The 21,048-nt window shown below is 68.7% G+C and carries 24 protein-coding genes; 1 reads left to right on the top strand and 23 read right to left on the bottom strand.

The genetic code is table 11. The features are described 5' to 3' along the window. Nucleotides 1-91 precede the first annotated feature (91 nt). From ACFYO0_RS33090 to rpsB, 5 genes are all read right to left on the bottom strand, one after another. Nucleotides 92-1,225: a phosphatidate cytidylyltransferase gene (locus ACFYO0_RS33090; RefSeq protein ID WP_388683482.1), complete on the bottom strand. Its 1,134-nt coding sequence runs from the start codon at nt 1,223-1,225 to the stop codon at nt 92-94. Continuing rightward, complete coding sequence (gene frr / locus ACFYO0_RS33085; RefSeq protein ID WP_033321128.1) at nt 1,225-1,782, bottom strand: ribosome recycling factor; 558 nt, start codon at nt 1,780-1,782, stop codon at nt 1,225-1,227. The genes ACFYO0_RS33090 and frr overlap by 1 nt, the downstream gene beginning before the upstream one ends. A gap of 155 nt (nt 1,783-1,937) precedes the next feature. Continuing rightward, a complete protein-coding gene (gene pyrH / locus ACFYO0_RS33080; RefSeq protein ID WP_388683480.1) occupies nt 1,938-2,708 on the bottom strand; it encodes a UMP kinase in 771 nt (256 codons plus the stop codon). A gap of 187 nt (nt 2,709-2,895) precedes the next feature. Beyond that, on the bottom strand, nt 2,896-3,732 hold the full coding sequence (gene tsf, locus ACFYO0_RS33075) for a translation elongation factor Ts (protein ID WP_388683478.1): 837 nt from the start codon (nt 3,730-3,732) through the stop codon (nt 2,896-2,898). A gap of 191 nt (nt 3,733-3,923) precedes the next feature. After that, the gene (gene rpsB / locus ACFYO0_RS33070) at nt 3,924-4,844 is read right to left on the bottom strand and encodes a 30S ribosomal protein S2 (RefSeq protein WP_388683477.1); all 921 of its coding nucleotides are present in this window, start codon (nt 4,842-4,844) and stop codon (nt 3,924-3,926) included. 279 nt (nt 4,845-5,123) lie between these two features. Here rpsB and ACFYO0_RS33065 point away from each other — a divergent pair, with 279 nt between their 5' ends. Then, nucleotides 5,124-5,765, top strand: coding sequence for a M23 family metallopeptidase (locus tag ACFYO0_RS33065; RefSeq protein ID WP_388683475.1), 642 nt, complete (start codon nt 5,124-5,126; stop codon nt 5,763-5,765). A gap of 147 nt (nt 5,766-5,912) precedes the next feature. On the opposite strand, the gene ACFYO0_RS33060 is transcribed toward ACFYO0_RS33065, so the two are convergent. The 18 genes from ACFYO0_RS33060 to proS form a co-directional block, all read right to left on the bottom strand. Continuing rightward, nucleotides 5,913-6,470, bottom strand: a complete 558-nt coding sequence (locus ACFYO0_RS33060; RefSeq protein WP_388683600.1) for a TetR/AcrR family transcriptional regulator — start codon at nt 6,468-6,470, stop codon at nt 5,913-5,915. 199 nt (nt 6,471-6,669) lie between these two features. Continuing rightward, complete coding sequence (whiG, locus tag ACFYO0_RS33055; protein ID WP_388683473.1) at nt 6,670-7,506, bottom strand: RNA polymerase sigma factor WhiG; 837 nt, start codon at nt 7,504-7,506, stop codon at nt 6,670-6,672. A gap of 319 nt (nt 7,507-7,825) precedes the next feature. Continuing rightward, complete coding sequence (gene dprA, locus ACFYO0_RS33050; RefSeq protein ID WP_388683471.1) at nt 7,826-9,127, bottom strand: DNA-processing protein DprA; 1,302 nt, start codon at nt 9,125-9,127, stop codon at nt 7,826-7,828. Continuing rightward, the gene (locus ACFYO0_RS33045; protein ID WP_388683469.1) at nt 9,033-10,667 is read right to left on the bottom strand and encodes a YifB family Mg chelatase-like AAA ATPase; all 1,635 of its coding nucleotides are present in this window, start codon (nt 10,665-10,667) and stop codon (nt 9,033-9,035) included. The genes dprA and ACFYO0_RS33045 overlap by 95 nt, the downstream gene beginning before the upstream one ends. Further along, the gene (locus ACFYO0_RS33040; protein WP_388683466.1) at nt 10,667-11,038 is read right to left on the bottom strand and encodes a YraN family protein; all 372 of its coding nucleotides are present in this window, start codon (nt 11,036-11,038) and stop codon (nt 10,667-10,669) included. Before ACFYO0_RS33040 ends, ACFYO0_RS33045 begins: the two co-directional genes overlap by 1 nt. A gap of 151 nt (nt 11,039-11,189) precedes the next feature. Continuing rightward, the gene (locus ACFYO0_RS33035) at nt 11,190-11,498 is read right to left on the bottom strand and encodes a DUF2469 domain-containing protein (RefSeq protein ID WP_003993268.1); all 309 of its coding nucleotides are present in this window, start codon (nt 11,496-11,498) and stop codon (nt 11,190-11,192) included. A gap of 55 nt (nt 11,499-11,553) precedes the next feature. After that, the gene (locus ACFYO0_RS33030; protein ID WP_388683598.1) at nt 11,554-12,063 is read right to left on the bottom strand and encodes an NUDIX hydrolase; all 510 of its coding nucleotides are present in this window, start codon (nt 12,061-12,063) and stop codon (nt 11,554-11,556) included. 22 nt (nt 12,064-12,085) lie between these two features. After that, entirely contained in the window at nt 12,086-12,832 is a 747-nt protein-coding gene (lepB, locus tag ACFYO0_RS33025) for a signal peptidase I (RefSeq protein WP_388683463.1), read from the bottom strand. 84 nt (nt 12,833-12,916) lie between these two features. Then, nucleotides 12,917-13,876 (bottom strand): signal peptidase I, encoded by a 960-nt coding sequence (gene lepB, locus ACFYO0_RS33020; protein ID WP_388683460.1) that lies wholly within the window; start codon nt 13,874-13,876, stop codon nt 12,917-12,919. Next, a complete protein-coding gene (lepB, locus tag ACFYO0_RS33015) occupies nt 13,785-14,846 on the bottom strand; it encodes a signal peptidase I (protein ID WP_388683457.1) in 1,062 nt (353 codons plus the stop codon). The genes lepB (ACFYO0_RS33020) and lepB (ACFYO0_RS33015) overlap by 92 nt, the downstream gene beginning before the upstream one ends. Continuing rightward, nucleotides 14,839-15,579 carry a signal peptidase I gene (gene lepB, locus ACFYO0_RS33010; protein ID WP_388683454.1) on the bottom strand — a complete coding sequence of 247 codons (741 nt, stop codon included), beginning with the start codon at nt 15,577-15,579 and terminating at the stop codon, nt 14,839-14,841. Before lepB (ACFYO0_RS33010) ends, lepB (ACFYO0_RS33015) begins: the two co-directional genes overlap by 8 nt. A gap of 44 nt (nt 15,580-15,623) precedes the next feature. Beyond that, a complete protein-coding gene (rplS, locus tag ACFYO0_RS33005) occupies nt 15,624-15,974 on the bottom strand; it encodes a 50S ribosomal protein L19 (RefSeq protein ID WP_019760519.1) in 351 nt (116 codons plus the stop codon). Nucleotides 15,975-16,108: 134 nt separating this feature from the next. Beyond that, nucleotides 16,109-16,942, bottom strand: coding sequence for a tRNA (guanosine(37)-N1)-methyltransferase TrmD (trmD, locus tag ACFYO0_RS33000; RefSeq protein WP_388683451.1), 834 nt, complete (start codon nt 16,940-16,942; stop codon nt 16,109-16,111). Next, complete coding sequence (rimM, locus tag ACFYO0_RS32995; RefSeq protein ID WP_388683448.1) at nt 16,942-17,532, bottom strand: ribosome maturation factor RimM; 591 nt, start codon at nt 17,530-17,532, stop codon at nt 16,942-16,944. The genes trmD and rimM overlap by 1 nt, the downstream gene beginning before the upstream one ends. A gap of 124 nt (nt 17,533-17,656) precedes the next feature. Beyond that, a complete protein-coding gene (locus ACFYO0_RS32990; protein ID WP_327353152.1) occupies nt 17,657-17,896 on the bottom strand; it encodes an RNA-binding protein in 240 nt (79 codons plus the stop codon). A gap of 2 nt (nt 17,897-17,898) precedes the next feature. Continuing rightward, nucleotides 17,899-18,327: a 30S ribosomal protein S16 gene (gene rpsP / locus ACFYO0_RS32985; protein ID WP_388683445.1), complete on the bottom strand. Its 429-nt coding sequence runs from the start codon at nt 18,325-18,327 to the stop codon at nt 17,899-17,901. Between the two features lie 225 nt (nt 18,328-18,552). Further along, entirely contained in the window at nt 18,553-19,149 is a 597-nt protein-coding gene (locus ACFYO0_RS32980; RefSeq protein ID WP_388683443.1) for a hypothetical protein, read from the bottom strand. A 303-nt stretch (nt 19,150-19,452) separates the two neighbouring features. Beyond that, on the bottom strand, nt 19,453-20,895 hold the full coding sequence (gene proS / locus ACFYO0_RS32975; protein WP_388683441.1) for a proline--tRNA ligase: 1,443 nt from the start codon (nt 20,893-20,895) through the stop codon (nt 19,453-19,455). Between the last annotated feature and the right edge of the window lie 153 nt (nt 20,896-21,048).

The following is a 21,048-nucleotide window of genomic DNA, read 5'->3' as shown; positions in this document are numbered from 1 at the left end:
AAGTGTCGCAGACATACGAAGAGGGGCTCGCCACCTGTGGACAACGAGCCCCTCACGTATGAACGTGCAGGTCAGCGGCGATGCACAAAGGTCACCCGGAGCCGACGAAGATCACCATCAGCAGCCACACCACCGGCGCTGTCGGCAGCAGGGAATCCAAGCGGTCCATGATGCCGCCGTGCCCCGGAAGCAGCGTCCCCATGTCCTTGATGCCCAGGTCACGCTTGATCATGGACTCTCCGAGGTCGCCGAGAGTGGCGGTGACCGCGACCGCGAAGCCCATCAGCAGGCCCTGCCACCAGGTGCCGTCCTCGATCAGGAACTCCATGAACAGGGCGCCCGCAGCCATGGCGAAGGTGACCGCACCGAGCAGGCCCTCGCGGGTCTTGCCGGGGCTGATGCGCGGAGCGAGCTTGTGCTTGCCGAAGCGCCAGCCGATGGCGTAGGCGCCCGTGTCACTCACCACGGCCAGCGCCAGGAATGTGAGGACCCGCCGCGCGCCGTCGTCGGCGGTGAGCATCATGGCCACGAACGTGGCCAGGAACGGGATGTAGAAGGCCGCGAAGACGCCCGCTGTGACGTCCTTGAGGTAGCCCTCGGGTGGTTCCGTCATGCGCCAGACGAGGACGGCGAGAGCGGTGAGCGCCATCGCCACCCAGGCGCCCTCGGCCCCCCGCACGTATCCGGCGACGACCATCGCCGCGCCGCCGAGCGCGAGCGGCACAAGAGGCGCCTTGATGCTCTTGCGCTCCTGGAGCCGCGAGGTCAGCTCCCACAGGCCGACCACGACGGCGACCGCTATGACGCCGACGAAGACGGCCTTGACGACGAACAGCGACACGACGATCACCGCACCGAGCGCGACGCCGACACCTATGGCAGCACCCAGGTCGCGACCCGCGTTCTTCTTCTGCGGTGCGGACGCCGGCTGTGGGGCGCTGGACATGGGCTCCTGCGGCTGGGGCTGGGGCTGGTGGTGCGACGGAGCCCGGTGCGGCGGCGTCTCGTCGCGGAACAGGGGGCCACCCGCCAAAGCGGCCCCCCGGTCGTCATCCTGGTCTCCGCCATGCGCGGGTACGTCGGGCACGATGGGCATGGGGCGAGTCTGCTGGGCGTTGTGCGCGTCGTACGCGGGACCCGCCGGGGCAGCGCCCTGGGCAGGCCCCTGGTCGGGCGGCCCCCAGTACCCGGCTTGTGGCGGTGCCCCCCAGGAAGAGTCGTTCATCAGACCTCGAGCAGCTCTGATTCCTTGTGCTTGAGCAGCTCGTCCACCTGAGCGACGTACTTCGCGGTGGTGTCGTCGAGCTCCTTCTCCGCACGGCGGCCCTCGTCCTCGCCGACCTCGCCATCCTTGATCATCTTGTCGATGGCGTCCTTGGCCTTGCGGCGGACGGATCGGATCGAGACCTTGGCGTCCTCACCCTTGGTCTTGGCGACCTTGATGTAGTCCCTGCGGCGCTCCTCGGTCAGCTCGGGGAACACCACCCGAATGATATTGCCGTCGTTGCTCGGATTGACGCCCAGGTCGGAGTCGCGGATCGCCTGCTCAATGTTGCGCAGCGCGCTCTTGTCGAATGGGGTCACCACGGCCATCCGCGGTTCCGGCACCGAGAACGAGGCCAGCTGGTTGATCGGCGTCAGTGCGCCGTAGTAGTCGGCCACGATCTTGTTGAACATCGCCGGGTGCGCACGACCGGTGCGGATCGCGGCGAAGTCCTCCTTGGCGACCACGACGGCCTTCTCCATCTTCTCCTCGGCCTCGAGGAGGGTCTCTTCGATCACCACTTGCTCCTGCGTGTCTTGAGTAGGCCCGGCAGCTGTTCCTGGTCGGGGTCGGCAGCCGGCTGCGTCGCGTCTTATTACTGCACGGTTCCCGACCGACAGGACATTGTCCATCCCCCGGTCAGGGTCCGTCCTCCTGGCAGGGACTGCCCCTGTCAGGCCCGGCTGCCCTGATCACCCACGAGAGTGCCGATCTTCTCACCCTTGACGGCGCGCGCGATATTGCCCTCCGCCAGAAGCTCGAAGACCAGGATGGGCAGCTTGTTGTCCCGGCAGAGCGTGATGGCTGTCATGTCGGCGACCTTCAGGTCGCGGGTGATGACCTCGCCGTAGCTGAGCGAGTCGAACTTGACGGCCCCGGAGTTGGTCTTCGGGTCGGAGTCGTAGACCCCGTCCACACCGTTCTTGCCCATCAGCAGGGCTTCGGCGTCGATCTCCAGGGCGCGCTGGGCGGCGGTGGTGTCGGTGGAGAAGTACGGCATGCCCATACCGGCGCCGAAGATGACCACGCGGCCCTTCTCCAGGTGGCGTACGGCACGCAGCGGGATGTACGGCTCCGCGACCTGCCCCATGGTGATGGCGGTCTGCACACGCGAGTCGATGCCTTCCTTCTCCAGGAAGTCCTGAAGGGCGAGGCAGTTCATGACCGTACCGAGCATGCCCATGTAGTCGGAGCGGGCCCGGTCCATGCCGCGCTGCTGCAACTCGGCACCGCGGAAGAAGTTGCCGCCGCCGATGACGACGGCGATCTGGGCACCGCCGCGGACAACGGCTGCCACCTCTCGGGCGATTTTGTGCACCACGTCGGGGTCGACGCCCAGTCCCCCGCCACCGGCGAACGCCTCACCGGAAAGCTTCAGCAGAAAGCGCCCCGCGCCTTTGCCGTGATCGCTCTTGTCGTCCTTGTCGGCCTTGGTGGTGGTCATGGAGATCTCGCCTCTTTTACGTGTCGCACATGCGAAGAAGGCCATTGCCGGTGGGGTGTCTCATCCCATGCGCGGCAATGGCCTCCTCGTCAGATCTGCTGTCGTCCGTCACGCACGCGCGCGTGCCCACGTGCGAGGACGACTGTTGTCGACCCTAGCGGGCTCTCGCGTGGATCGCGGCACGGACTCAGATGCCGACCTTGATGCGCACGAAGCGCTTCAGGGTGACACCGGCCTCGTCCAGGACCTTCTGGACGGACTTCTTCTGGTCGAGCGCGTACGGCTGGCCGAGGAGCGTGGCGTCCTTGAAGAAGGCGTTGACGCGACCCTCGACGATCTTCGGCAGGGCGGCCTCGGGCTTGCCCTCGGCACGCGTGGTCTCCTCGGCGACCCGGCGCTCGCTCTCGATGACCTCGGCCGGAACGTCCTCACGGGAGAGGTACTTGGGCGCGAAGGCGGCGATGTGCTGGGCAATGCCCTTGGCGGTCTCGGCGTCCGGCTTGTCCAGCTCGACGAGGACACCGATCTGCGGGGGCAGGTCGGGCATGGTGCGGTGCATGTACGCGGTGACGTACTCGCCGGAGAACTGGGCGAAGCGGTCCAGGACGATCTTCTCGCCCAGGTTGGCGTTGGCCTCGTCGACGTACGCCTGAACCGTCTTGCCGGGCTCGATCTCGGAGGCGAGCAGCGCCTCGAGGTCGGCCGGGGAGGTGGCGGCGACGTGCGCGGCGAGCGCGTTCGCGGCGGCCTGGAACTTCTCGCCCTTGGCGACGAAGTCCGTCTCGCACTTCAGCTCGACGAGGACACCGGAGGTGTTGTCGTCGGCGATCAGGGAGACGACGGCGCCGTTCTCGGCGGAGCGGCCCTCGCGCTTGGCGACGCCCTTCTGGCCCTTGATGCGCAGGGCCTCAACGGCCTTGTCGACGTTGCCGTCGGCCTCGTCGAGCGCCTTCTTGCAGTCCATCATGCCGGCGCCGGTGAGCTCGCGGAGCTTCTTGACGTCGGCGGCGGTGTAGTTCGCCATGATCAGTGAATCTCTTCTCGGAGTTCGAAGTCTCGAAGTCGGCGTCCGCCGCTGATCGGGCGGGCGTCCACCGAAGATCTACGGTCTACGGGTGAACGGCGGGCGGCGCGCTGGCGCCGCCCGCCGTCACTTTGAGCCGTGACGCTGGAGTCAGGCCCGCGACGCGGAGGTCAAGGCCTGCGACGCCGGGGTCAGGCCTGCTCGGCCTCGGCCGGCTTCTCGGCCTCGGCGGCGGGGGCCTCAGCGGCAGCCTCAGCGGGGGCTTCGGCGGGGGCCTCAGCAGCAGCCTCAGCGGGGGCCGCCGCCTCGGTGGTGGCGGTGGCCTCCTCGGCCTTCTTCTCGCCACCCTCGAGCAGGTCGCGCTCCCACTCGGCGAGAGGCTCGCCGGCGGCCTTCTCACCCTTGGCCTCGGCAGCGGCACCGGAGCGGGCGATGAGGCCCTCGGCGACGGCGTCGGCGATCACACGGGTGAGCAGGGTGACGGAGCGGATCGCGTCGTCGTTGCCCGGGATCTTGTAGTCGACCTCATCGGGGTCGCAGTTGGTGTCGAGGATGGCGACGACCGGGATGTTGAGCTTCCGGGCCTCGCCGACCGCGATGTGCTCCTTCTTGGTGTCCACGATCCAGACGGCGCTGGGCACCTTCTGCATCTCGCGGATACCGCCGAGGGTCTTCTCCAGCTTGGCCTTCTCGCGGGAGAGGACCAGCAGCTCCTTCTTGGTGAGGCCGGAGGCGGCCACGTCCTCGAAGTCGATCTGCTCGAGCTCCTTCAGGCGCTGCAGGCGCTTGTAGACGGTCGAGAAGTTGGTGAGCATGCCGCCAAGCCAGCGCTGGTTGACGTAAGGCATGCCGACGCGGGTGGCCTGCTCAGCGATGGCCTCCTGCGCCTGCTTCTTCGTGCCGACGAACATGACCGTGCCGCCGTGGGCGACGGTCTCCTTGACGAACTCGTAGGCGCGGTCGATGTACGACAGCGACTGGAGCAGGTCGATGATGTAGATGCCGTTGCGCTCCGTGAAGATGAATCGCTTCATCTTCGGGTTCCAACGGCGGGTCTGGTGACCGAAGTGGACGCCGCTTTCCAGCAGCTCCCGCATCGTGACGACGGCCATGGCCGTACTCCTTGGTGTTCTCGGTTGTGCCGCGCGTGCCGGACGGCACTCGCGCCTGACGCCCGCGATGCGCCTGCCACTAGGGACCGAGGGGCGCTGACACCGGCTTTTGGTGGCCCGATGTCGGGGCGTGCGAAGTCGACCCGGTGACCCGGATCGCCACCAGAAGTGTACGGGACACGCGAGGCACCGGGTGACGCCGCTGTCCACAACCGCCCGGTACTCCACAGATCCTGGCCAAGATCCACCTTTCCCCGCGGATCGCGGGAGCGTTCTCGCATGCAAGCAGATCGATGTCGACGAGTTCGACGATGTCAGCGGTGTCTTCGTACGTGGCCGGCCTTGCTGTTGGGCCTGACGGTGATCGCCCTCGGCCTCGCCTTACCCGCGGCCGGGGCATCGGCCCCCGGAGACGCGGACGGTCCGCCACCGCCGGGAGCCGATGGCTCGTCGGTCCCGGCTGTCGGCCGCGCCTGGCCGGTGGGAGTACGCCCGCCGGTGACCCGCGGCTGGGACCCGCCGACGACGGAGTACGGCCGGGGCCACCGCGGCGTGGACCTCGCGGCGCCACCGGGCACGCCCGTCCGCGCCATCGCCCCAGGCCGGGTCACCTTCGCGGGCAGGGTCGCGGGCCGCGGAGTCGTCTCGATCGAACTCGGCAGCACCGGCGATCCCCCCTTGCGCACCACCTACGAACCGGTGCGTGCGACAGCGAAGAAGGGAGACGAGGTGGCGCCGGGCGACATCGTCGGTGTCGTGGAATCCACGGGCTCCCACTGCCAGGCATCCTGCCTGCACTGGGGCCTACTCCGAGCCGACACCTACCTGGACCCGCTCTCCCTGCTGCCTCCGGGTCTACTCCGCCGCGGCCCTTCACGCCTGCTCCCGGTCATCGGCGTACCGGAGGGACCACCGACGTAGGGGGAGCAGTGCCGGCGTGGCCGGACGTCGCGTCCAGTTGACCGTATTGCCGCAGAGGCGGAGGGGGAGGGTGGGAGAAGCCCAGGAGGCGGAGGCGGAAGGAAGCCCGGAAGAGCGAACTCACCCTCCGATCAACCGAGAAGGGCCTCAGCCCCGCACCCCCCGCAACGCCATCGCCACAGCGGCATCGGTGATGGCGTCCGGATGCTCGGCCGCGCCCAGTTCGATGCGCCGTACGGCAGCGTCCACGATGCCCTGGAGGAGCATGGCGGCCATGCGGGGCTGGTCGTGGCCCATGTCCCCGAGCGCTTCCACGATCATGGCGACGAGGCCGCCGTGCGCAGCGCGGATCTTTTCGCGCGCGCCCGCGTCGAGTTCGCTCGCGGAGATGGCGACGACGGCCCGGTGCCGCCGGTCGCCGACCAGGGCGAGCTGCTGGCGGACATACGCCTCGACCTTGCCCTCGGGCGTCTCGGCCTGCGACATCGCCGCCTCGACCTCGGCCGCCCATACCGGGAAGTCGACCGCGCAGAGTTCCTCCACCACGGCCGCCCGTGACCGGAAGTACTCATAGACGGAGGACCGCGCGAGTCCCGTGCGCTCGGCGAGCGCGGGAAACGTCAGCGCCTCAGTCCCACCCTGCGACAGCAATGATCGTGCCGCGTCCAACAGGGCGGCTCGCTGCATCGACCGGTGCTCGGCCACGGAGGCCGCTCGAATCCTTGGCACGCCTCCACTTTACGGATGGACCACCCGCGAGGGGAGTCACTCCGCATGACGGGGTCTGATCAGGACTCCTCGGCCGGACGGTCCGAGGACGCCCCGACCGAAGGGAGCGGAGAGGAGCAGGAGGCGCGTGCCAGGTCGGCGGAGGCCGTCGGCTGTCAGCCACCGTCAGCAGCGGTCAGCGTCCGAAGCTCGCAAGCTTCGCCCGCAACTGGAGCACCGACTTCGTGTGGATCTGGCTGACCCGACTCTCCGTCACCCCAAGTACGTTGCCGATCTCGGCGAGCGTGAGGCCCTCGTAGTAGTACAGCGTGACCACGGTCTTCTCGCGCTCGGGCAGCGTGTTGATGGCCCGTGCGAGAAATCGCCGCAGCTCGCGGTCCTCGGCGACCTCCACGGGGTCGTCGGCCGCGGTGTCCTCGAGCGTGTCCATCAGGCTCAGCCGGTCACCGCTCTCGCCGCCTGCGTGCAACAGTTCCTCGAGGGCCACCACGTTCGCCAGCGACAACTGGCTGAAGACGGCGTGGAGTTCGTCCACTCCGATGCCCAGCTCGTGGGCCACCTCGCCCTCCGACGGACTGCGCCGCAGCCGGGCCTCCAGCGTCGCGTAGGCCCGCTCGACGTTGCGCGCCTTCTGCCGCACGGACCGCGGAATCCAGTCCAGCGCCCGCAGTTCGTCGATCATCGCGCCCCGGATCCGGGTGATCGCGTACGTCTCGAACTTGATCTCCCGCTCGATGTCGAACTTCTCGATCGCGTCGATCAGACCGAACACCCCGGATGAGACGAAGTCCGCCTGCTCCACATTGGGCGGCAGCCCCACACTCACCCGGCCCGCGACGTATTTCACCAGCGGCGAGTAGTGGAGGATCAGCTGCTCGCGCAGCCGCTCGTCGCCCGTCGCCTTGTACGACCTCCACAACTCGTCGAGCGTCGAGGGCGCGGGCGGCCGCACGTCGCCGCGGGCAGCGGGGGGAACAGCCGCCCTGTCTGACCCGGAGGTGTGCTGGGGCATTCGTCGTCTTGTGCCGTTCTGCCGTGAACAGGCGGTGCCTGAGTGAGCTGTCGGTCCGAAGTCGAGGTGCTTGTCTGGATTGCTCGGCTGAGTTGCTTGTCTGAGTTGCTTGGGTCCTTGTCTGAGTCGCAATCCTCGTGAGCGTAGCGTGACTGGGGAGTCGCAGTGAGCGAAGAGCGGGGGATCCGCCGTGCGCAGATACGTTCCGCTGGGCGCCCCTCAGGGTCACGTCCGTCGCCGTACGTGACCACCGCGAGGCACCAACTGCGGGAACTGCCATGGACATCGGGGTGTCGCCCGGACGGAGGAACACGCTCGGTCAGCATCGCCCCCGATCCGAGTGGACGGGGATCACCGCTTCGCGTGTCAACTTCCAGCCGTCGCCGTGTCGTTCGACGTAGCCAAGTGACCGGAGTTCGTACAGCCTGCCGACCGCGTCGTCCTGCGTCGTCCCGGCACATCTGGCGATCTCCTCGGCCGGCGCGATCCCTCGGGCGGGCAGCGCGGCAAGCACTCGGCGGGCGTCCGGGTCCAGGAGGTCCCGCGGCAGAACCGGCCCGCGCCGGTCCGGCGCCAGGTCACCCATGTCGCCGACCAGCTCGGCGATCTCGGCGGCGTCGGTGACGAGCACCGCGTCCCCACGCAGCAGTTCGTGGACACCGGCCGAGAGCCCGCTGGTGGCGGGGCCCGGCACTCCTATCGTGTAGCGCCCCAACCGCTGTGCGGCGCGCGCGGTCACCAGCGCCCCGCTGCGGTAGGCCGCCTCGACCACCACCGTGCCACGGGTCAGCGCCGCGATGACCCTGTTGCGGAGGATGAATCTGCTCGGTGTCGGGTGATCACCGGGTGGCAACTCGCCGACGACCAGGCCCTGTTCCGCGATCCTGGTGATCAACTGTGTGTGCCCGCGCGGGTACGGCTGGTCGACCCCGCAGGCGAGCACGGCGACGGTGGCTCCGCCGGCCCCGAGCGCACCGCGATGCGCCGCGCCGTCGACTCCGTACGCGCCCCCTGACACCACGACCCAGCCCCGCTCCGCGAGCCCCGCGCCGAGGGTGGCCGCCATATGGGCGCCGTACTCGGTGCAGGCACGGGCGCCCACGACCGCGACGGACCGCAGCGCCCATATCCGCAGGTTGGGCCGCCCTCGCACCCACAGTCCGATGGGCCGCGCGTCCCCCAGGTCGTCGAGCTGCGCAGACCACTCGGGGTCCCCAGGACACACGAAACGCATCCCGACGTCCCGCGCTGCCGCCAGGACCCGCTCCGGATTCGCCCGCTCTGCCCTGGCCCGCAGGCCCGCCCACCGTTTGTCCGTCACCCCCGGCAGCTGTTCCCCTTGTCCGAAGAGGCGGCGCACTACCTCGCCGGTCCCGAACCGCCGGAGCCAGCGCCCGCAGACCTCGTCCCCGGGCTCGATGACGCGGGTGAGGAAAACCCGGTGGAGCCGCTCTTCGTCCCCGATCAGCCGGTCGCCGCGTCCGCTCCTGCCCTCGCTGTCCCCACTCACGCGCTCATCACCCCGCTCACGGCATGGCTCCGATCGCCATGGGCACTCCCCGCGGCACCCCTGTGCGCAATTGCAGGGCGAGGGCGACGTCCGTGGCCTCGGGCCGGTCATGGCCGACGAGGTCCGCGACGGTCCAGGCCACGCGCAGTACGCGATCGAGACCGCGGGCGGTGAGGAGGCCGCGCTCCAGGCTCCGTTCGGCTTCGTCCATGGCACCGATCGTGGCGTACCACCGGCTGCGCAGTTCGCTTCCGGGGACCTCGCTGTTCGTCCGCCACGGTGTGTCTGTCAGGCGGGCGGCCGCGCGCTCCCTGGCCGCTCGTACCCGGTCGGCGACTGTCGCGGTGGATTCGCCCCGCATGCCTGCGTCGATCAGCGCCGAGCGCGTGACACGGTCCACCTCGACCCTGAGGTCGACCCGGTCGAGCAGCGGACCGGAGAGTCTGGCCTGGTACCGGCGGATCATCGGAGTAGAGCACTCGCACGAGCTACCCGCCTGCGGCGCCTGCGAGAAGCGGCCACAGGGGCATGGATTGGCCGCGAGCACCATCAGGAATCTCGCCGGGAAGCGTACGACACCCGCGGTGCGCGCGATCACGATGTGTCCCGCCTCCAAAGGCTGGCGCAGCGCGTCCAGCGCCCGGCTGCTGAATTCTGGGGTTTCGTCCAGAAATAGAACGCCGCGGTGAGACAGCGAAACCGCGCCGGGTCGTGCGACACCCTGGCCGCCACCGACCAGGGACTGCATCGTCGCCGAGTGGTGGGGCGCACAGTAGGGCGGAATGTCGATGAGCGGCTTTCCCGGAGGGAGCAGGCCCGCGACGGAATGGACCGCCGTGACCTCGAGGGACTCCTCCCTGCCCAGCCGCGGCAGGATGGCAGGCAGCCGCTCGGCGAGCATCGTCTTGCCTGCACCTGGCGGGCCTTCCAAGAACAGATGGTGTCCGCCGGCCGCGGCGATCTCCACCGCCGTCCGCGCCGACGTCTGGCCGACGACATCGGCGAGGTCATGGTCATGATCGTGCTGCCCGGCGCCCATGCTGTGCATGCCGGAGGCGGCGCGTGTACCCGGCATGCGCAGGCCCGCGAGGAGCGGGTCGGGGCGGCCCTGTTCGTCCGCTTCCTCTTCGGGCACCGGTTCGTCCGTGAGGACGGCGATCAGCTGGCGCAGGCTGCGGACGCCGAGCACCGAGACGCCGGGCACCAGCGAAGCCTCGGCAGCGGCGCACTCGGGCACCACCACCTGTTCGTATCCGGCGTCGGCCGCCGCCAGCACCGCGGGCAGCACGCCCCGTACCGGCCGCACGCGGCCGTCCAGGCCCAGCTCCCCGATCATCACGATGTCGGGTAGGACCCGTGGGTCGATCCGCTCGGAGGCCCCCAGTACGGCGCAAGCGACGGCGAGATCAAACCCACTGCCGCCCTTCGGCACCGACGCCGGGCTGAGTCCCACCGTGAGCTTCTTCTGGGGCCACTCGCCGCCGGAGTTGACCACGGCCGCCCTGACTCGGTCCCGGCTCTCGGTCAGGCTCTTGTCGGGCAGCCCCACCAGCGTGAACGCCGCGATCCCCGGCTCCAGGTCCGCCTGGACCTCGACGACGACGCCCTCCACGCCGACCAGAGCCACCGAGCACGTACGGGCGAACCCCATCAGGCCACCCCCCGTACATGCTCGACGACGGGCGCGCCGCGGTCGGGGAGAAGGACGCCGACGACATCGATCCGTACACCGCCGGGCGGCGCCCCTCCGTGTTCCTGCACCCAGCGCTCGGCCAGGCCTCGCAGTCGCTCCGCCTTGAGGGGCGTGATGGCGGCCATCGGGTGCTCGAAGGCACCGGCCCGGCGGGTCTTGACCTCGCAGACGACCACCGCGTCGCCGTCCCGGGCCACGATGTCGATCTCACCGGTCCTGCCACAGCGCCAGTTGCGCTCCAGGACCGTCATCCCGGCCTCGCCCAGCCGCCTCGCGGCCAGGTCCTCGCCGTACCGGCCGAGTGCGCCGCGTGCATTGCGTGCGTTCATGTCGGCACCACCTCCGGCGCCAACGATGAGGGCAGCTCAGCAAGCTATTGGATCTTGGTGGACAACCGTGGGCTTGTGGACAAAGTCGCCGCTCCTGCGGGTGATCAGCGGCCGCCGGCACCTCCAGTCAGCGGCCGCCGACAGGTCCGGGTCAGCCGCTCGGCAGCTCCAGGTCGCTCTTGTTCAGCTCCTCAATGTTCACGTCCTTGAACGTGAGTACGCGGACCTGCTTCACGAAACGAGCAGGCCGGTACATGTCCCACACCCAGGCATCCGCCATGGACACCTCGAAAAACACCTCACCCTGAACCGAGTGGACCTGCATCTCATAGTCGTTGGTGAGGTAGAAGCGCCGCTCGGTCTCGATCACGTATTTGAACAGACCGACGACATCGCGGTACTCCCGGTAGAGCTTCAGCTCCATCTCGGTCTCGTACTTCTCGAGGTCCTCGGCGCTCATGGCATGTTCCCCTTCAGCCGTGCGTCCCCCTATTGTGCGCCAGCCCCGCGAACCCCTAGACGATTTCGGTGTCCAGGATCTCGGGCCTGGCCGGGGGCCCCTCGTCGAGCAGCCTTCGCAGCAACTCGGCGAGTCTGGTCGGATACACCGTCTCATGTGCCTGGAGTAGTTCCTGGCACGTCCACCAGCGTGCACCTGCGACACTGCGCCGTTCCAGCTCGGTCAGGCCCAGGGCCTGGGTCCCCGTCTGGCTCGTACGGGCCAGGTAGTACCACTCGTCCTGGTCCCAGCGGCGCCCCGCGAACGGGAAGGAGCACATCCGTCGCCACAGCACCGGGCCGAGCTCGACGTCGGTGATGCCGGTCTCCTCCGCGAGTTCCCGCAATGCGGCTTCCTCGCGCGTCTCGTCGCCTTCCACGCCGCCACCCGGAGTGAACCACCAGTTGTCCGACGGATCCCCGGGCTCGTGGCCGTGCAGCAGCAGGATGCGGTCCCGCGGATCGAGAAGCACCACCCGCGCGACTCTCCGCAGCTCACCGAGCCCCTCCTGCCCCTCGGGCGGCATCCCCCCGAGGTCTTGAGGCACCTCAGCCGACAAGAACCTGCTCCTTGGCCGGCCTACCGCTCCGCCGCCGCGCCGCCCGCTTGGCGAGCGGCCCGTACGCGGCCCCGCCGAGGACGAGCACCGCGCCCGCCACGATCACGGCGAGGACCAGCCTCAGGGGTCCGGGCTGGGAAATGCCGCCCAGTGTCTCGAAGCCGGTGGCACGGTCGAGAATCCCGTTCATGGGCCACACCACTGCATCGACCCGCGCGTCCACCGAACCGCGCGGCACCGAACCGTTACCGGCCTCCGTGAGATGGGCGGTCGAGTCGAGGGAGCCGCTGCGCTCGTCACCGAGCAGGAAGAGCCGGCCCTCGGGAACCGTGATGGTCGGGATCTTGCTCGCCCGGGCCTCGGAGCCCTTGGCCAGATACGATTCGTCGATCTGCTTGCCGTTGACGGTCAGCTTGCCGTCCGTGCAGCAGGCGACCGTGTCGCCGCCGACCGCGACGACCCGCTTGACCATGGGGACGTTGCCCCAGCTGGCCTGCTTGAAGACGACGACGTCGCCGCGCTGGACCTCACTGCCGTCGATCCGCTCGGCGAGGATCCGGTCGCCGGCCGCGATGGTGGGCGACATCGAGGCCGTCGGCACGGTGTAGGGCTGGTAGACGACCGCGCCCCACGCGAACCCTCCGAGGAAGAGCACACAGCCGAGGGCCACAGCCAGGTTCGACAGCATGCTGCCGAGCCGTCCCTGACCCTCGTCCGTACGACGTGTCTGGCTCATCCCAGTGCTCCCCAACTCGGAGAATCGACCCCGGGGCGCTCGTTGTGGCCCCGGCCCGGAAGATCGGCGATCTGGGACGGCACCCTACCTGGCAGTACCCCGCCCAGAAACCCTGGTGTTTTCGACGGTGATCCGGCGCCTGCGCCACCACACCAGGGGCACCGCGCCCGCGAGGCCGAGCGCGCCGGGAGCCGCGGCGCTGAGTCCCTGGTCGAAGGTTTCCGGCACCGGCAGCGTGGACCAGCGGGTGGGCGGCCAGGCGACCACGATGGCGCGGCCCACGACGTTGTCCGCGGGGACGAAGCCGTCGTTGTCGTCCTGCTGGTGATAGCGGGAGTCCAGCGAGTTCTGCCGGTGGTCACCCATGACCCAGATTTTGCCCGGGGGTACCGTCTTCTTGAACTGGCCGCCCGAGTCGTCGTTGCTGCACGGCGTGTCCCCTGGGTACACGTAAGGCTCGTCCAGCTCCTTGCCGTTGACCTTCAGCGGCCCGGTGCCCTTGCACTCGACGGTGTCTCCGGCGACCGCGACGACCCGCTTGATGAGGTCCTTCTCATCGGCGGACGGCATCAGGCCGATCCAGCTGAGGGCCGTCTGGACCGCGTTCGGATTCGGGACCGGTTCGCCCGCCAGCCAGCCGTCTGGGTCGTGGAAGACGACGACCTCGCCACGCTCGGGCTCGGAGCCGAACCACGGGGTGAGCTTGTCGACCAGGACGCGGTCACCCTGCTGAAGGGTGTTCTGCATCGAGTCCGAGGGGATCGAGAACGCCTGCACCAGGAAGGTCTTGATCAGCAGTGCGAGGACCAGCGCGATACCGATCAGGAGCGGGAGTTCCTTCCAGAAGGACCGCTGCTTCTTCGGCTTCGGGGCGTCCCCGCCGCCCTGCTCGTCCCCGTTATCGCCGTCTCCGGCTCCGGAACCGGAGTCACCCCCGGAGGGCACGACGTCTTCAGTGGCCGGGGGAGCCGTCTTCTCGGGGCGCTCCGGTTTCTCCTCCGGACCCTCGTGTCCGGACCGTGCTCCGACCGCCAAATCCCCCACATCCACTCCTCAATCCGTGCCATCGGCCGCGCCCGATGCGGCGCAGGCCCACCACTCCCATAACGAGCGGGAGTTCCGCAGGGCTCGGGAGCGGGATCAATCCGTATCGATCCGCATTGGCCAGCCTATGCGAAGCGCCGAGGGCGGTGGTCGACCCGCCGGGCGCGTCGGGCACGGACACATAGGTGTCCTGTTCTTCCAGGCCTCGCCAGTGGCCGATGGGCCAGGCGATGACCATGGCGCGGCCGACGACCTCCTCCTCGGAAACGGTGCCGTTGTAGGCCTCGGTGCGGTGGAATCGGGAGTCGGCGGAGTTTTCCCGGTGGTCGCCCATTACCCACAGACGGCCCGCGGGCACCTTCACCTCGAACCGGATCGAGGAGGGTTTGTTGCCGGGATGGATGTAAGCCTCATTGAGAGGCATGCCGTTGACGGTGACGCGGCCCTGGGCGTCGCAGCACTTGACGGTGTCACCGCCGACCGCGACGACCCGCTTGATCAGGTCCCGTTCGTTCTCGGAGGGCAGCAGGCCGATGAAGGTCAGCACTTGCTTGACCTGCTTCACGACGATGGGGTCTTCGTTCTTCGCGATCGGCTGCTCGTCCTCGAGCCATCCCCCGGGGTCCTTGAAGACGACGACGTCGCCGCGTGTGGGCTTGGAGCCGAACCACGGGGTGAGCTTGTCGACCAGGACGCGGTCGCCGATCCGGATCGTCTGCTCCATGGAGCCCGACGGGATCACGAAGGCTTGGACGAGGAACGTCTTCAGAACGAGGGCTATGAGCAGGGCGACACCGATGAGGAGCGGTATCTCCTTGATCGCCGAGCGTTGTCTGCGCCGCTTGACCTTGCGGGCGAGCTTGCGCCGCTCGGCCCGGCCGGGGCCTACGCGGCCACTGGTGGGCCGGTATCCGGTGGGCAGTCGGGTGTCGACGCGGTGGCTTCCGCGCGGTCGTCCTCGGTTACCCATGCGCACCGACCGTCGTGTTCAGCTCGTTCGCCTCCGGGTCGGGCACGCGCGCGTAGACATCGGCGGGATCCAGGCGGGTCCAGTGGTCAGTGGGCCAGGCGATCCAGTCGGCTCTGCCGATCACGTCACCGACGGGGACCATGCCTCCGCCCGGTGAGCCCAGATGGTCGCGGGAGTCGCTGGAGTCGCCGCGGTGGTCTCCGAGGACGAACAGGGTGCCGTCTGGCACAACGACGTCGAAGGGGGCCTCGGACGGCTTGTCCCCCGGGTACAGAAACGTCGATTCGTCGACCGACCGGCCGTTCACCTCGATCCTCCCCTGCCTGTCGCAGCAGACCACACGGTCTCCCCCCACACCGGCTACTCGTTTGATGTAGTCGGCGGTACCGAAATGGCCGGTGCCGTCGAACACGACGACATCGCCGCGGTTCGGCTCGGCACCAAAACGGTACGCCAACTTATTTACGAGAACGCGGTCCCCGATCCTCAATCCTGGCTCCATCGAACCACTGGGAATTTGGAACGGCTGCATCACAAACCGACTCAAAAGCAGCAGAAAAACCAAGGAGGCGAGCACTGTGAGGCTGATGCGACCACCGGGAAGCCAGTCGGCGGTCCGGGAGACCAACGAGAAACGCGACCGTCCTTCCGTCCCCTCTGTGGCCGAGAGCTCCTCGGCTTCGGTGGGGCGGGAGGAGCGGTCGCGCTCCGTCGACTGTGGTTCGGCGTCCATCGGGCCAGATGCTATCCGGCCCTCTTGTGGACCCCGGCGCGAGCTCAGCTCTCGCGCTTCTCCTTGATCTTCGCAGCCTTGCCGCGCAGGTCGCGCAGGTAGTACAGCTTGGCGCGACGCACGTCACCGCGGGTGACGAGCTCGATCTTCTCTACGATCGGGGTGTGCACCGGGAAGGTGCGCTCGACGCCGACGGAGAACGAGACCTTGCGGACCGTGAAGGTCTCGCGGACACCGGCGCCCTGGCGACGGATGACTACGCCCTTGAACTGCTGCACACGGGAGCGGTTGCCCTCGATGACGCGGACGTGGACGTTGACCGTGTCGCCCGGGCGGAAGGCCGGGACGTCGCTGCGCAGCGACGCGGCGTCGACGGAGTCGAGCAGGTGAGACATGATCGTCTGCTTTCTTCGCTGATGCCACAGGTCATCAACGGGAACTAGGTTTCCGGGAGGTGTGCTGCCATGTCGGGGCGGGCGTCCTATCCCCCTGTGGCAGGGGCGCACGCTGGACGACGTACAGCAGCGGTCTATTCTTCCACGCCCTCTGGCCTGCGCCAAAATCGGCCGTGGGGCTTCCCCTCCAGGTCCGGCGCCCAGCCCAGGGTGGAGAGCATTTCTCGGTCCTTCTTGTCGAAGACCGAGGGGTCGCAGCGCTCGATGAGGTCCGGCCGGTTGGCTGTCGTACGCCGCAGGGCCTCGTCGCGGCGCCAGCGGGCGATCTTCCCGTGGTGGCCGCTGAGCAGGACGTCCGGGATGCCTCGGCCGCGCCACTGAGGCGGCTTCGTATAAACGGGCCCCTCCAGGAGGCTCGCCATGGCGCCGGGTGCGAAGGAGTCGTCCCTGTGTGACTCGGCATTGCCCAGGACTCCGGGCAGCAGTCGCGCAACGGCCTCCGTGATCACGAGTACGGCAGCCTCGCCGCCGGCCAGGACGTAGTCGCCGATGGAGACCTCGTGGACGGGCATCCGGGTCGCGTACTCGTCGATGACGCGGCGGTCGATGCCCTCGTAGCGAGCCGGCCCGAAGAGCAGCCAGGGCCGCTCGGAGAGCTCGACGGCGAGTTCCTGGGTGAAGGGCCGTCCGCTGGGCGTGGGGACGACCAGGGCGGGCTCGTGGGAGCCGGTCTCGTAGCCGTCGGCGAGTACGGAGTCCAGGGCGCAGCCCCAGGGCTCGGTCTTCATGACCATGCCGGGGCCGCCGCCGTAGGGGGTGTCGTCGACGGTGCTGTGCCGGTCGTACGTCCACTGCCGCAGATCATGCACGTGCACATTCAGCTGTCCACGCGCGCGTGCCTTGCCGACGAGGGAGACGTTCAGGGGCTCCAGGTACTCGGGGAAGATCGTGACGACGTCGAGCCGCATTACGCCTCTTCCCCGGAGGACGTGTTCTCGACGTCCCTGGAGGAGACGCTGTGTCCATCAGCGACTTCGTCGCGGGCGACCTGGTCGTCGATCAGTCCCGGCGGCGGGTCGATGACCGCCCGCTGCTCCTCCAGGTCGATCTCTACGACGATCTCCGCGACGAAGGGGATCAGCGCCTCGCTGCCGTCGGCCCGCTCCACCACAAACAGGTCCTGCGAGGGCAGATGCGAGATCTCCGTGATACGTCCGACCTCGGCGCCGTCCTTCGTGACGACGTCCAGGTCCATCAGCTGGTGGTCGTAGTACTCGTCCGGATCCTCGGGCGTCGCATCCGGGTCGACCTCGGCGATCAGCAGGGTGTTGCGCAGGGCCTCGGCGGCGTTCCGGTCGCGTACGCCCTCGAAGCGCAGCAGCAGCCGGCCGCTGTGCACACGGCCCGTCTCGATGGTCAGCGGACCGGCCGAGGCGGGGTCCGTGGCCAGTACTGCGCCGGGCGCGAGCCGCAGCTCCGGTTCGTCGGTGCGTACCTCGACGGTGACCTCGCCCTTGATGCCGTGGGCGCGGCCGACGCGAGCGACTACCAGCTGCACTGTGTTTGATCTCCTGTCGTGTGCCTGCCGCATTAGTCGTGTGCCTACGGCATTACTCGTAGACGACTACGGGCCGGGGACGGCCCAGTGGCCCTCCCCGGCCCGAGCCGGTGTTGCGTATACGTCAGCGAACCTGATCCACGTCGACTAGGTCGACGCGGACACCACGGCCGCCGATGGCGCCCACGACAGTGCGCAGGGCGCGCGCGGTGCGGCCGTTGCGACCGATCACCTTGCCGAGGTCGTCGGGGTGCACCCGGACCTCGAGGACGCGCCCGCGGCGCAGGGTGCGCGAGGCGACCTGCACATCGTCGGGGTTGTCCACGATGCCCTTCACGAGGTGCTCGAGAGCCTCCTCGAGCATGCTCAGGCCTCGGTCGACTCAGACGAAGACGACTCGGCCTTGGCCTCGTCCTTCTTCTCAGCCTTCTTCTTCTGGGTGATGGCCTCACCCTTGCCCTCGTCGTCGCCGCCCAGGGCCTCGAACGACGGACGCGCGGCCTTCTCGGCCGGCTGCAGCAGCGGCGGCGGGGCGGGCTCGCCCTTGTACTTCTGCCAGTCGCCGGTCTTCTTCAGGATGGCGAGAACCGGCTCGGTCGGCTGGGCGCCGACGGACAGCCAGTACTGCGCGCGCTCCGAGTCCACCTCGATGCGCGAGGGGTTCTGTACCGGGTGGTACAGGCCGATCTCCTCGATGGCCCGGCCGTCACGGCGGGTACGGGAGTCGGCGACGACGATGCGGTAGTGAGGCGAACGGATCTTGCCCAGACGCTTCAGCTTGATCTTGACTGCCACGGAAGTGGTGTCTCCTGGTCTTGACGTGGTTGGGCACGGCGAGATTGCCGCGTGGGGTTGCGGTACCCGAGTGCCCGATGGACGCGTCAGCCGGAGGAGAGAGGGGTCCTGTTCGGCTGTCGAGTACAGCCAGCCATTCTGCCATACGTGGACGGGCATGCCGAACCGGGGCCGTGGCCGTCACCAGGACGACCACGGGCGTCACCGGCCCGTGAGGGGCGCCGCTCAGCCCGCTGCGGCGCCGACCACCTCGGGGATGCGGAACGGCTTCCCGCAGCCGCCGCAGACGATGGGGGCCTGGGCGAGGACCGACGGGACGACACGGACGTTACGCCCACAGTCGCAGACCGCCTTGACTCGGACACCGCCTCCGGAGGAGCCGTGCCGGGCGGCCGGACCCCGGAAGCTGCGGGCCGTGTCGGCCGCGGTCGCGGCGGAGTGCGCCTTGAGGGCGCGGGTCAGCCGCTCGATCGTCGGGCGATAGCGCCGCTTCGCCTCGGGACTGAGCGTGACCAGCGAGAAGCCACTGCTGGGATGCGGCTCCTCGGGGTGGTCGAGGCCCAGCTCCTCGGCGATCGCGAGGAATCTGCGGTTGTGGTAGCGACCGGCGCGCGAGGTGTCACGGACTCCTCGGGCGGCGGCGATGCCGTGGACTGCCTCGTGAAGCAGTCGCTCGAAGGAGAGCTCGCGTCCGCAGGCGGACGACGACTCCCCGATCAGGGACTCGGGCGCGGCAAGATCCGGCAGTTCGGAGTGGTGCCGCTGAATGTCGGCCCACGCCCCTGCCAGCTCTGCGGCGAGAACAGGTGGTGTCGTGCTCACGTCGTGACAACGAGCCTGAGTGCCCGTGTGTTCCTATTCCGGGGCATCCCAAATAATTTGCACGTACCCGTCAGTTGCCGCTGATACGTCCGGACGAGGGCGGGTGCGCTGATCTGCGGAGAAGCCTCGCAGCTCATACCAAGCCGGTACGTAGTAATGCGTACGCCCACCCGTCTCCCACCACCACCCTCAACTGAGGCCCTGCGGGCCGCCCTTTTGGTCTGGCACGTAGACGATGTCCGCGCGTCGGGGCACCTGGAGTCATCAGTTGCGCAAGAGGCGTTTCAGCCGCTGTCGGGGGCCTCAGTAGGCGCGCGCGACAACGGCGACGTTACCGGGTGCGTCCTCGGACCCGGGAACCGACCCGTCCTCGGCGACCAGACAGCGCACGGTCACCGCGTGCTCGGCCAGCTTGGCCTCGCCTTCCGCGCCGAGATCGGCCCAGGGGATGTGCGCCCAGCCGCCCGCGGCGGTCGCCTCGACGGCCTCCTCGATTGTCGACACCTGAGCCGTACGGGACTCACGGCGCTCGCGCGACTGCCGCAGAAGCAGCGCCTGATCCTCCTCGAGGACAGCGGGCAGCCGGCCGGCGAGCGAGTCGATCGCCACCGGCTCCTTGCCTCCACCAGACTCCGTCCCGGAGGTGCACCCAGGAATGCGCCGGGCCAGCATCACGGTGCCGCTCTCCAGGTCACGGGGGCCGACCTCGATGCGCACGGAAACGCCCTTGAGCTCCCAGTCGACGGCGCGGCGGCCGAACGGCGTATCCGTGCGGTCGTCCACGTGGACGCGTACGCCTGCCGCCTTCAGCCGGTCGCCGATTTCCCGGACCTTGGCCAGAACCGCCTCATCGCCCTTCACGGCGAGGACTACGGCCTGGACGGCGGCGAGACGGGGCGGGACACGGAGTCCGTCGTCGTCGCCGTGCATCATCACCAGAGCGCCGATCATGCGGGTCGTCGATCCCCAGGAGGTCTGCCAGACCAGTTCCTGCGTGCCTTCCTTCGACAGGAAGCGGGTGTTGAACGCCTTCGCGAAGTTCTGGCCGAGTTCATGGCTGGTGCCCAGCTGGAGGGCCTTGCCGTCGCCCATCATGCCCTCGAGCGTGAGGGTGTTGATGGCGCCCGCGAAACGCTCCTTGACGGTCTTGCGGCCCAGGACGACATCCATCGCGAGGGTGTTCTCCATGAAGTCCGCGTAGACGTGGCGCTGGATACGTGCCGCGAAATCACGCGCCTCCTCGTACGTGGCGTGCGCGGTGTGCCCTTCCTGCCACAGAAACTCGGTGGTCCGCAGGAACAAGCGCGGGCGCAGCTCCCAGCGCACGACGTTCCCCCACTGGTTGATCAGCAGCGGCAGATCCCGGTAGCTCTGCACCCACTTCGAGAAGGAAGCGTTGATGATCATCTCTGAGGTGGGGCGTACGACGGCGGGCTCCTCGAGTTCCTTGCCGCCGCCATGGGTGACCACGGCCAGCTCGGGCGCGAAACCGTCGACGTGATCGGCCTCCCTGGCGAGGTACGACTGCGGGATCAGGAGCGGGAAGTACGCGTTCTGGGTGCCTGTCTCCTTGATGCGGGCGTCCATGTCCTGCTGCATCCGCTCCCACAGCCCGTACCCATACGGTCGGATCACCATGGTGCCGCGCACCGGACCGTTGTCGGCCAGCTCGGCCTTGGTGATCAGATCCTGGTACCAGCGCGGAAAATCGTCCGCCCTGGGAGTGAGAACAGGTGCCTTCGCCATGCGCGAAGGGTACGGCGGCCACTGTCCCGATCGTGACCGATTTATTCCTCCGCACTCGAAGCGGCCAGGGCGCATTGAGGCGCACACAGGTGGCACTCAAGCAGAAGGCCGCAACCCCTGGACGCCACGACGAGCGCGGAGTTTCCTGGCATA

Source organism: Streptomyces sp. NPDC006365, from assembly GCF_042870755.1.
Taxonomy (GTDB): domain Bacteria; phylum Actinomycetota; class Actinomycetes; order Streptomycetales; family Streptomycetaceae; genus Streptomyces; species Streptomyces xiangluensis.
The sequence above is the reverse complement of the archived record's forward strand: the minus strand, read 5'-3'. Positions and strand labels throughout refer to the sequence as shown.

What these genes read in the sequence shown, in the direction of transcription:
- trmD (WP_388683451.1), bottom strand. Translation starts at nt 16,942, where the DNA reads ATGCGGCTCGACGTCGTCACGATCTTCCCCGAGTACCTGGAGCCCCTG.
- ACFYO0_RS33065 (WP_388683475.1), top strand. Translation starts at nt 5,124, where the DNA reads ATGCAAGCAGATCGATGTCGACGAGTTCGACGATGTCAGCGGTGTCTT.
- ACFYO0_RS33030 (WP_388683598.1), bottom strand. Translation starts at nt 12,063, where the DNA reads ATGCCGCCCGAGGGGCAGGAGGGGCTCGGTGAGCTGCGGAGAGTCGCG.
- proS (WP_388683441.1), bottom strand. Translation starts at nt 20,895, where the DNA reads ATGGCGAAGGCACCTGTTCTCACTCCCAGGGCGGACGATTTTCCGCGC.
- ACFYO0_RS33035 (WP_003993268.1), bottom strand. Translation starts at nt 11,498, where the DNA reads ATGAGCGCCGAGGACCTCGAGAAGTACGAGACCGAGATGGAGCTGAAG.
- lepB (WP_388683454.1), bottom strand. Translation starts at nt 15,579, where the DNA reads ATGGACGCCGAACCACAGTCGACGGAGCGCGACCGCTCCTCCCGCCCC.
- rplS (WP_019760519.1), bottom strand. Translation starts at nt 15,974, where the DNA reads ATGTCTCACCTGCTCGACTCCGTCGACGCCGCGTCGCTGCGCAGCGAC.
- dprA (WP_388683471.1), bottom strand. Translation starts at nt 9,127, where the DNA reads ATGACCGGCCCGAGGCCACGGACGTCGCCCTCGCCCTGCAATTGCGCA.
- rpsB (WP_388683477.1), bottom strand. Translation starts at nt 4,844, where the DNA reads ATGGCCGTCGTCACGATGCGGGAGCTGCTGGAAAGCGGCGTCCACTTC.
- ACFYO0_RS33040 (WP_388683466.1), bottom strand. Translation starts at nt 11,038, where the DNA reads ATGAACGCACGCAATGCACGCGGCGCACTCGGCCGGTACGGCGAGGAC.
- whiG (WP_388683473.1), bottom strand. Translation starts at nt 7,506, where the DNA reads ATGCCCCAGCACACCTCCGGGTCAGACAGGGCGGCTGTTCCCCCCGCT.
- lepB (WP_388683457.1), bottom strand. Translation starts at nt 14,846, where the DNA reads ATGGGTAACCGAGGACGACCGCGCGGAAGCCACCGCGTCGACACCCGA.
- ACFYO0_RS33090 (WP_388683482.1), bottom strand. Translation starts at nt 1,225, where the DNA reads ATGAACGACTCTTCCTGGGGGGCACCGCCACAAGCCGGGTACTGGGGG.
- tsf (WP_388683478.1), bottom strand. Translation starts at nt 3,732, where the DNA reads ATGGCGAACTACACCGCCGCCGACGTCAAGAAGCTCCGCGAGCTCACC.
- pyrH (WP_388683480.1), bottom strand. Translation starts at nt 2,708, where the DNA reads ATGACCACCACCAAGGCCGACAAGGACGACAAGAGCGATCACGGCAAA.
- lepB (WP_388683463.1), bottom strand. Translation starts at nt 12,832, where the DNA reads ATGAGCCAGACACGTCGTACGGACGAGGGTCAGGGACGGCTCGGCAGC.
- ACFYO0_RS33045 (WP_388683469.1), bottom strand. Translation starts at nt 10,667, where the DNA reads ATGGGGTTCGCCCGTACGTGCTCGGTGGCTCTGGTCGGCGTGGAGGGC.
- ACFYO0_RS32990 (WP_327353152.1), bottom strand. Translation starts at nt 17,896, where the DNA reads ATGCTCGAGGAGGCTCTCGAGCACCTCGTGAAGGGCATCGTGGACAAC.